Below are 8,935 nucleotides of genomic sequence, written 5' to 3' on the forward strand. Positions count from 1 at the left end.
TGGTAGTATCCCATTAAGTGTGTAAGTGTAGAAAAGTTATTCTATAATTTTTCGGCCCATTCAAAGGCCTGGAAAAATTTATGGAAATAACTTTTCGGGGTAACTTTACACATTTAAAGCTATGAAAAAAGAAGATGTTCTAAGCGAGGAATTCCTCAAGCAGTTCAAAACCGGCGAAGAGTTGTACTCTTTTCTTTCTCAGATTCAAAAACGTGGGGTAGAACAGATCCTCGAAGGCGAACTGGATTCCCATTTGGGATACGATAAGCACCAGACTTCCATTAGTGCCAATGCACGTAACGGTCACAGCAAGAAAAAAATCAAAAACCAGTTTGGTGTAGCTGAGATTCAGGTGCCACGAGACAGAGATGCCTCCTTTGCTCCTGCGCTTATTCCAAAGCGTAAGAACATGGCGGAGGGAGTGGAAAATATCATCATTTCCCTGTATGCCAAGGGGATGAGTGTCAGTGATATTGAAGAACAGATCAGGGAGCTCTATAATATTGAACTGTCCACCTCAGCGATATCACGGATCACCGAGCGCGTTTCACAGGACATTACCTTGTGGCAAAACAGACCGCTGGAATCAGTCTATTGCATCGTCTGGATGGATGGTATTGTATTCAAAGTCAGAGAAAGTTCCAGAGTCATCGACAAAACCATTTACATCGCTATAGGTCTGCGAACAGATGGAAAGAAGGAAGTCTTGGGGCTTTGGTTGGGGAAAAACGAATCCGCAGCCTTCTGGCTGAGTGTATTGACAGATTTACGTTCCAGAGGCGTTCAGGACATCCTGATCACCGCCACGGACAATCTGAAGGGCTTTACAGAAGCCATCAGATCCGTTTTTCCCGAATCCACCAAGCAGATCTGCATCGTCCATCAAATCCGCAATGCCTGCCGATATGTGGTCTGGAAGGACAGAAAGGCCTTCACTGCTGATATGAAGGAAATCTACACTGCTCCCAACCGTGAAGCAGCAGCACTCGCTCTGGATCAGTTAGAAGCCATCTGGAGTCAGAAATACGGCTATGCAATCAAAAGCTGGAGGGACAACTGGGAAGAGTTGACTGCATTTTTGGCTTTCCCGATGGAAATCCGAAAGATCATCTACACCACCAATATCATTGAAAACCTGAATGGGAAAATCAGAAAATACACCAAGAATAAACTTTCCTATCCGACCGATGATGCAGTAATGAAGTCCGTATTCCTGGCCGTTAACGAATCCACTAAAAAATGGACGATGCCAATCCGGGATTGGGGCACCATCTTAAACCAATTTATGATTATGTTTGAAAACCGTCTAAAATTCTAACCAACCTTAAAATTCATTTACACACTTTTCGGGATAGTGTCGATCGAGTATTTATCTGTTGTATCTTTATAACATAAATCACTATAATTATGAAAAAACTAATCTTTGCATTTATACTTTTAGGTGGCTTGATTTACCTATCACCATCTGAGGTTATTGCCCAATCTGTAAGTACTTCAGCTGTAGATGCGAAAACTCAAGAGAAATTAGAAAAATCAAAAATTCAGCTCGAAAAGTACACAGAGAGTCACAGGAAAGCTGTTGAAAAACTTGCGAAAACAAGAGCTGACTATGATAAAAAGAATGCCGCAGGAAAGCTCTCTCCAAATGATGTAGAGAAAATCACCAAGAAAATGGGTAAGCAATCTAAGTCAATTGAAAAGCTTGATAAGAAGATCCGAAAGTTAGAGGAATATATTAGAAAGAACTCCTAAACACTCAGTACTACTCTAGCTCAGGTCTATAGAGCAATTCCTCTTTTTCGAAATCATATAAAGTGAGGGATCTCAGCTCGTAATATGCAACCCAAAATTCCTTCAAGGAAGTGTAAAAGGCTCTTTTATTAGAGTCTTTTTCATTTTGTGCAATATTTAGATTGGTTATAGTCACATTCCCTGTCTGGTATCTTTTTAGCGCGATGTCGTACCTACGCTGAGCAACTTCATCTGACACTTTACTCACTAGTAGACGATCCTTGATCATTATGAAAGTTTTCACTTGAGTGAAAACTTCTTGTTGAAAATTAATCAACTCCTGGTCTACAGTATATTCTACTAGCTCTTGGTTAGCCATTGCCATAGACATTCTGGCCTTGTTTCTTCCCCAGTCCAATATCGGAACAGAAAGCCCAATGCTTACAAGCGCCTGAGTGTTAGGATCCTGATAAATATCAGAAAAATTTAAAGCAGCATTATTGTATCCATACCTAGCATTTAGTAGTACTTGGAAACGCCCTCCTTTTGCCTGAGCCACTTGAGATTCAGCCACAGTTTTCTGTCGAGCAAAGCCAATTGCCTCAGCTCTGTTTTGAAAAGCAAGCTCAATAGCACGGTCTACATCTACTTCAAAATCCGGAATATCAACAGGAGAAACTAGGTTCAACTTAGATGATTGATTCAACCCGATGAATGAATTCATTGCAAATGCTGTCTTTTCTAAAGACAGTTGCGCCTCTGCCCTTGCCTGCTGAGCGTTTAGCACCTGTAATTCTATTTGCAAAAGCTCATCTTCAGGAGTGACTCCCATTTCATTCCGTTTCTTTTCTATGGAGAAAATATCCTCCGTATTCTTTTGATTCGTTGTAGCAATCTCTGCATTAACCTGCGCAATTAAATAATCAAAATACAATTGGGTCACATAAACGGAAACCCCTTCCATCTCCGCCACATATTCACGCTTGCTCTCTTCATACAATAAAGGCTCAATCTTTTTATCCCATTTGAATCGATTATAAGCAAATATTGGCTGTTGTAATGCCACACTTACAGGTACTCCTGAATACCTGGTTTGAGGTTCACCCGGAAATGGACGAAAGTTATCAAACCTATTGGTAGAAGTATTAACTGAAATAGTCCCTCCAGTAGCCCCTATCACCTGCTGCAGTCCCAAACCCAAATCCATGAGATTCTGCTTTACTTCAATAAATTCAATGGAACCATCAGGCTGTGTGATTTGACTGTACGATTGGGAATATTGAGGAATTGTTCCATTCAGTCTTAATTGTGGGTTGTATTCCGACTTGAAAAGTCTGTATTGCCAATAGCTATTCTCTTTTATAGTCTTTACTCGAAGTGCATAGGCAGAATTATCCTTTGCATGCTGCACAACTTCCTCTAAAGTAAAAGTTTTCGTTTCTTGAGCTTGTGCATAATTGGAAGCTCCTTCCAGAATAAATAGTGTAAAAAGCGATTGTAAAAAAAGTAATCTCCTGATCTTCATAAAGGCCAATTTTTGCGTAGTAAAGAAAGAATTATTCACTTCAACTAAAATACTGATTGATTCCCCACAAACAAGAAAGTTATTGTACTAGAATTCATAAAAAATCTAAAAAAGCAAAACATTCACTTTAATTACACTCCTTTTCACCCTTTGCGTAACTTGCAGTCAGATTACAATCAACCATGAAATCAATTATCAGTTTTGTTATTCGTTACATCCCAAGGCCGTTATTACAGCGCGTTAGCCCTTTAGTGATGAAAGTATTTGCTAAGATGAATTCGGGTAAAGATGTGACTTGTCCTGTATGTGATCATAGCTATAAGAAATTTCTTCCTTATGGTCGGATAGCGAGAGCAAATGCGCTTTGCCCTAATTGCTTGTCACTCGAACGTCATCGTCTGATGTGGCTTTTCCTAAAAGAAAAGACCGACTTTTTCACCACGCCGCTTCGAGTGCTTCATGTAGCACCCGAACATTGTTTTATTGAAAGATTTGAAAGTTTGAAAAACTTAGATTACATCACTGCCGATATAGAATCCCCGCTAGCTAAAGTTAAAATGGATGTTCACGACATTCCTTTTCCAGAAAACAGCTTTGATGTAGTTTTTTGTAACCATGTATTGGAACATGTAGAGGATGACATAAAGGCCTGTGTTGAGTTCAATCGTGTATTGAAGCCAAGCGGATGGGGGATACTTCAATCACCCGTCTATCCTATCGAAAAGACGTTAGAGGACAAGAAAGTCACTGACCCCGCAGAACGCGAACGCATGTTTGGCCAAAGAGATCATGTCCGAAAATTTGGAAAAGACTATGCTGACCGTTTGAGAAAATCAGGATTACTAATAGAGGAAAACCATTTTGTAAAAGAAATCTCTTCAGCGATTGTTAAGCAAAATGCACTCCCACCTGAAGAAGTGATCTTTGTTTGTAAAAAAGGCAATTAACCTTTTACGTATTTCCTTAAAAGTTCCAAAGGTAATCCAAGTCCATAGGACCAAAGCTGCAAAACTGAAGTAAACCAACTTAAAACCCCGACTTTAGCTGACTTATTTTGCCCTGCAGAAGAAATAACAACGCATACACTCCAGGTAATAAACACACCTATACTGAGTTGAAATAGAGGTTTATTTATAAAAAATAAAAAAAGAATGGTTAGACAAAACAGCAAAAAAGCTGTTGGCAGCCAGTGAACCAACTTTATAGCTCCCGGATGGAACCTTGACACATTCACTCGATTCCTCCCAAATGAAAAGGCTTGCTTGGCAAATGATCTAAGCGTGTTTTTACGTTTGTGATATACGAAAGCATCCTTTACCAATTCAAGCTTATACCCCGCTTTCTTTATACGAATACTCCATTCTATGTCCTCTCCTTGATTTGGATCTACAAAACCAGCAGTCGTTTCAAATACTTTTCGAGATACTCCCATATTGAACCCACGAGCTTGGTATTTGGCAGGATCTTTCATTTTTCCACGAATTCCACCTGTAGTCCAAAAGGAAGTCATTGCAAAATCCATTGCTTTTTGCAACCCTGAAAAATCCTGATCCGCAGCATCGGGTCCTCCAAAAGCATCAAGCTCTCTGCTTTCAATAGCACTTGCTAGGTGCTGCAAATAATCTTTTGGTAAAATCACGTCAGAATCTAGAATAACAAAAAACTCACCATTGGAGATTTTCATTCCATTATTTCTAGCAAATCCTTGCCCGGTGTTCTGCTGTACTAAATACTGAATTTGGAGTCGAGTTTCGAATCTAGTGATTACATCACTCGAATCAATGGTAGAGCCATCCTCGATCACAACAACCTCGAAGTCTGTGAAACTCTGATTGCTGAGACTATGAAGTAACTCACGCAATTCGTCTGGTCGATTGAAAACCGGTATGATTACCGAGAACTTCATCAGAAATCGAAGTTAATCTCCTCGTCAATTTTATATTCAGCTTCTTTGGACTGGTTAGAGGTCATTAACTCGGCTATAAATCCAGTTACAAATAACTGCACCCCTATAATTAACGCCACCAGTGCCAAAAAGAAAAGAGGCTGATCGGTAATTTCTCTTACTTTATGTCCTTTACTTAAGCCATATACTTTTTCAAAAATCAACCAACAAGTGATTATAAATCCTGTGAAAAAAGAAACGCTTCCTAAGAATCCAAAAAAGTGCATCGGCTTCTTTTTGTACCGGTGTACAAAAGAAACGGAAATCAAATCCAGAAAACCATTCAAGAATCGCTCTATACCAAACTTAGAATAGCCGTATTTTCTAGCTTGATGCTGCACCACTTTCTCTCCTATCCTCCCAAACCCATTCCACTTAGCAAGTAAGGGGATGTATCTATGCATTTCTCCGTAGATATGGATGTTCTTCACTACTTTAAGCCGATAGGCTTTCAATCCACAATTAAAATCATGCAGTTTAATTCCAGAGATCCAGCGTGTCACTCCATTGAAAAATCGTGATGGTATAGTCTTCCCTAAAGGATCATGGCGTTCTTTTTTCCAACCAGACACCACATCGAATTTCCCTTCTGTGATCATTACATAAAGGCCAGGTATTTCGTCTGGGCTATCTTGTAGGTCCGAATCCATGGTAATTACGACATCACCACAGGCTTTTTTAAAACCGGCATCCAATGCCGCAGACTTCCCATAATTCCTGGTAAAATTGATACCCTTTACCTTATTAGATTCTTGGGAAAGTGAATTAATAATAGCCCATGAATTATCCGAGCTTCCGTCATTTATATAAATCAATTCATAAGAAAAGCCGTGATCATTCATGACACGGCTAATCCAATGAGTTAATTCAGGCAGAGACTCCTCTTCGTTAAATACAGGAACTACAACTGAAATTTGGGTCATAATTTAATAATCGAGAGACTTGTCTCTCTTCTTTAGGATTGCTCCCAAAATTAAGGCAATAATTGCATACACAATAAGTCCTACACCAAAACTCTTTATTTGACCAGCTAAAGTAAAGCTTCCAGCGGTACTTTTTCTAATTTCTTCAAGCATGGCAGGATCCATCGCATCAGGATCTTGACCGAATTTTTCCATCATGGACAAACTAGTTTCAAATGCTTGATCTGCCAATACCCCAGCAAGGGAAGGATCAATCACATGAAACAAAAGGAGTTGGCCTATTAAGCTAATCAAACCCGAAATCACCATAGTAACGAAGCTGAAATTAAATGCAGTTCCAAAACTCATGAAACCTCCTAATTCAGTTCTATACTGTGTCCCAAAATATATAATCAACACAAAAAACATGACAAGAGCCACTAGTCCGAACCAAGCGGATCCTAACAAGCTAGAATCAATAAAATATGCTATAAAAGTTAGTGCCAAGGACACCAAACCGATAGTAAGTCCAGGCTTAATAGCAGCCTGAAAAGGAGATTGTTGCTCTTCCATAAGATTGTTAGTTAGGATTTTTTCTTAAAATAATTGAAATAATAATAGTAAAAAAAAGACCAGGGATGATTTTCCATAGCGCGTCATTCAACGCTATATCCCAGGGAATCATATTTTTGATACTTTCTAATGTCATATCAAATGAATTCTCTCCTACTTGAGCGACAATAGATTCCTTACTATTGGCTAATACAGAAAGCTTCGAGAGCTTAACCTGATCAAACAAATCAGGATGTATTAGCAATATTAGCCATATTCCTACCAAGGAGATAATAGCCTCCAACATATATGCAACAAACCCTACTGACATTCCTTCTGCAAAAGAAAGATAGCCGGTATTACTGTATTCCTTGAAAAACTTAATTGCAAGAAATATAGCTACAGGAGTAATGACGTAGCCAAACACCAAGTTAAGATTTGTAGGATCTGGGTAGAAAAAAGAAAGAGTGAGAAATGCTATAATACTTAAAGCTCCGGCGATTCCACCAAACTTGTATGCTGAACTAAAGAACCTATACATTTACTTCAATTAATTGTTCTTTTTGAATTACGTATTTGACTTGACCTTTCAACTGATTTCCGTACCACGGAGAATTAGAAGAAAGAGACTTGTTTGATTTCTCATTGAAAGTCCACACAGCTTCTGGATCAAAAATTGTCCAAGATTTAGTCAGGTTATGAGGCAAAATTGATTCTGGACCTGATGTGATTTTCTCAATCAATAAATCCCAGCCCATTTCTTTTTCTAACAAAACAAGAGCTGGAAGAAACGTTTGCAAACCAACCATTCCAAAATTCGCTAAGTCAAATTCCATAAATTTAGAATCCCTATCTTCTGGTTGATGATTACTCACCAAAGCATCTATTGTCCCATCCTTAAGCCCTTCCAATAAAGCATTCCGATCAGAGTCTCCTCTAAAAGGAGGTAATACTTTAAGATTTGGGTCAAAATTCATCAAATCTCCATCAGAAAATAACAATTGGTAAATCGACACATCGGCGGTCACATTTAGTCCCTCTGCTTTTGCGTGCCTGATTAGATCGACACCCTTTGCGGTATTGATTGTTTGAAAATGCACACGTCCTCCAGCATATCGAAGAATCTCAAGATTTCTCTGGATGGCGACATCCTCAGCTAGATTTGGAAGCCCCTTTATACCTAACATGGTAGAGTTTTCACCCTCATGCATATGCCCAAAAATTGCTAACAAAGGATCATACGCATGGTCAAAAAGAACGCCATTGAACTTCTGTAGATATTGAAGGATCTTCATGTAACGGTCACCATTCGACAAAGGCTTTATTCCTTCACCAAATACAGACACTCCAGACTGATGGTGCATATCTAGAATCTCAGTGAGATTTTCTCCGTCAGTGTTTTTAGTTACTGCACCCTGGATTAAAAATTCAGGAGTGTACCGCTTTGCTCGATTTAGCACAAAGTCTACATCACCCTTTGATTGAATAACAGGGTCAGTGTTGGGCAAGATCACTGCAGCAGAGAAGCCACTGGCTATCAAAGAATCAGCAAGACTTTCTATTGATTCCTTGTATTCATGACCTGGTTCCCCCATACTACATCTGAGATCTATCCAACCAGCAGACAAGAGCCAACCATTTGCATTGACTTCTTTATTAAATCCTGATGAATTGTTGTTGGCAACAAGTGTAAATTCTCCTTTTTCAAAAACGTAATCTTTTGGTTGTGATAAACCATCAGAATTAACAATGCGGAGACCTCTAAATAGAATGGACATTCAAATTTGGCTTTGATGCAAAACTGCAATAATATTCTAAAAATGAAAAATGAAAAATCAAATAGTATTGTAAAAGCCTAAATATATAATCCGTTTACTACCCCAAACATCCCTATTTCCTTACCCCACATGTTGGAGTAAACGAGTTAGTTTTCGTTTGTTAAGGTGGGCTGCGTTGGTGGGAGGATGGTTTATAAAAAGGCTATAAAACCAAAAAGCCCTTTGGAATGAACCAAAGGGCTTGAATAAATGAGGCGGCGACCTACTCTCCCGGGTGTAACCCCAGTACCATCGGCGCTGCAGGGCTTAACTTCTCTGTTCGGGATGGGAAGAGGTGGGACCCCTGCGCTAGGCCGCCTAAATTGTAAGACTTCAGTAGCTAGTAGCAAGTAGCAAGATCTCTTTCGTATCTCAACTAGTCCTTGACTCGCATGCTGCGTCTAATATTTTAAGTTCTTCGGTCTTCGGTCTTCCGACTTCGGACTTTTTAATAACATGTTTT

General features: G+C 39.3%; 9 protein-coding genes and 1 rRNA gene. 3 read left to right on the plus strand and 7 right to left on the minus strand.

Annotated elements, in window-relative coordinates:
* The first annotated feature begins 121 nt into the window (after window positions 1-121).
* The gene (locus BM291_RS21735) at window positions 122-1,318 is read left to right on the plus strand and encodes an IS256 family transposase (protein WP_092900207.1); all 1,197 of its coding nucleotides are present in this window, start codon (window positions 122-124) and stop codon (window positions 1,316-1,318) included.
* Window positions 1,319-1,407: 89 nt separating this feature from the next.
* The gene (locus BM291_RS21740; RefSeq protein WP_092902096.1) at window positions 1,408-1,752 is read left to right on the plus strand and encodes a hypothetical protein; all 345 of its coding nucleotides are present in this window, start codon (window positions 1,408-1,410) and stop codon (window positions 1,750-1,752) included.
* A gap of 10 nt (window positions 1,753-1,762) precedes the next feature.
* Here the strand turns inward: BM291_RS21740 and BM291_RS21745 are convergent, their stop codons facing one another.
* Window positions 1,763-3,256, minus strand: a complete 1,494-nt coding sequence (locus BM291_RS21745) for a TolC family protein (protein WP_092902099.1) — start codon at window positions 3,254-3,256, stop codon at window positions 1,763-1,765.
* 182 nt (window positions 3,257-3,438) lie between these two features.
* Here BM291_RS21745 and BM291_RS21750 point away from each other — a divergent pair, with 182 nt between their 5' ends.
* On the plus strand, window positions 3,439-4,203 hold the full coding sequence (locus BM291_RS21750) for a class I SAM-dependent methyltransferase (RefSeq protein ID WP_092902102.1): 765 nt from the start codon (window positions 3,439-3,441) through the stop codon (window positions 4,201-4,203).
* Here BM291_RS21750 and BM291_RS21755 read toward each other — a convergent pair.
* From BM291_RS21755 to rrf, 6 genes are all read right to left on the minus strand, one after another.
* Complete coding sequence (locus BM291_RS21755) at window positions 4,200-5,162, minus strand: glycosyltransferase family 2 protein (protein ID WP_092902105.1); 963 nt, start codon at window positions 5,160-5,162, stop codon at window positions 4,200-4,202. The two genes, BM291_RS21750 and BM291_RS21755, sit on opposite strands and share 4 nt — an antisense overlap.
* On the minus strand, window positions 5,162-6,124 hold the full coding sequence (locus tag BM291_RS21760) for a glycosyltransferase family 2 protein (RefSeq protein WP_092902108.1): 963 nt from the start codon (window positions 6,122-6,124) through the stop codon (window positions 5,162-5,164). Before BM291_RS21760 ends, BM291_RS21755 begins: the two co-directional genes overlap by 1 nt.
* 3 nt (window positions 6,125-6,127) lie before the next feature.
* Entirely contained in the window at window positions 6,128-6,676 is a 549-nt protein-coding gene (locus BM291_RS21765) for a DUF4199 domain-containing protein (protein WP_092902112.1), read from the minus strand.
* Window positions 6,677-6,683: 7 nt separating this feature from the next.
* Window positions 6,684-7,196, minus strand: coding sequence for a DUF4199 domain-containing protein (locus BM291_RS21770; protein WP_092902115.1), 513 nt, complete (start codon window positions 7,194-7,196; stop codon window positions 6,684-6,686).
* Window positions 7,189-8,433, minus strand: coding sequence for a dihydroorotase (locus BM291_RS21775; protein ID WP_092902118.1), 1,245 nt, complete (start codon window positions 8,431-8,433; stop codon window positions 7,189-7,191). Before BM291_RS21775 ends, BM291_RS21770 begins: the two co-directional genes overlap by 8 nt.
* A gap of 249 nt (window positions 8,434-8,682) precedes the next feature.
* Window positions 8,683-8,794: ribosomal RNA gene (gene rrf / locus BM291_RS21780) — 5S ribosomal RNA — on the minus strand.
* Window positions 8,795-8,935: the final 141 nt, after the last annotated feature.

The sequence above is a fragment of the Algoriphagus aquimarinus genome (assembly GCF_900112005.1).
Taxonomy (GTDB): domain Bacteria; phylum Bacteroidota; class Bacteroidia; order Cytophagales; family Cyclobacteriaceae; genus Algoriphagus; species Algoriphagus aquimarinus.

Excerpts from the sequence above, each read along its gene's own strand:
- BM291_RS21765 (WP_092902112.1), bottom strand. The coding sequence starts at position 6,676 with ATGGAAGAGCAACAATCTCCTTTTCAGGCTGCTATTAAGCCTGGACTT.
- BM291_RS21740 (WP_092902096.1), top strand. The coding sequence starts at position 1,408 with ATGAAAAAACTAATCTTTGCATTTATACTTTTAGGTGGCTTGATTTAC.
- BM291_RS21760 (WP_092902108.1), bottom strand. The coding sequence starts at position 6,124 with ATGACCCAAATTTCAGTTGTAGTTCCTGTATTTAACGAAGAGGAGTCT.
- BM291_RS21750 (WP_092902102.1), top strand. The coding sequence starts at position 3,439 with ATGAAATCAATTATCAGTTTTGTTATTCGTTACATCCCAAGGCCGTTA.
- BM291_RS21735 (WP_092900207.1), top strand. The coding sequence starts at position 122 with ATGAAAAAAGAAGATGTTCTAAGCGAGGAATTCCTCAAGCAGTTCAAA.
- BM291_RS21770 (WP_092902115.1), bottom strand. The coding sequence starts at position 7,196 with ATGTATAGGTTCTTTAGTTCAGCATACAAGTTTGGTGGAATCGCCGGA.
- BM291_RS21745 (WP_092902099.1), bottom strand. The coding sequence starts at position 3,256 with ATGAAGATCAGGAGATTACTTTTTTTACAATCGCTTTTTACACTATTT.
- BM291_RS21775 (WP_092902118.1), bottom strand. The coding sequence starts at position 8,433 with ATGTCCATTCTATTTAGAGGTCTCCGCATTGTTAATTCTGATGGTTTA.
- BM291_RS21755 (WP_092902105.1), bottom strand. The coding sequence starts at position 5,162 with ATGAAGTTCTCGGTAATCATACCGGTTTTCAATCGACCAGACGAATTG.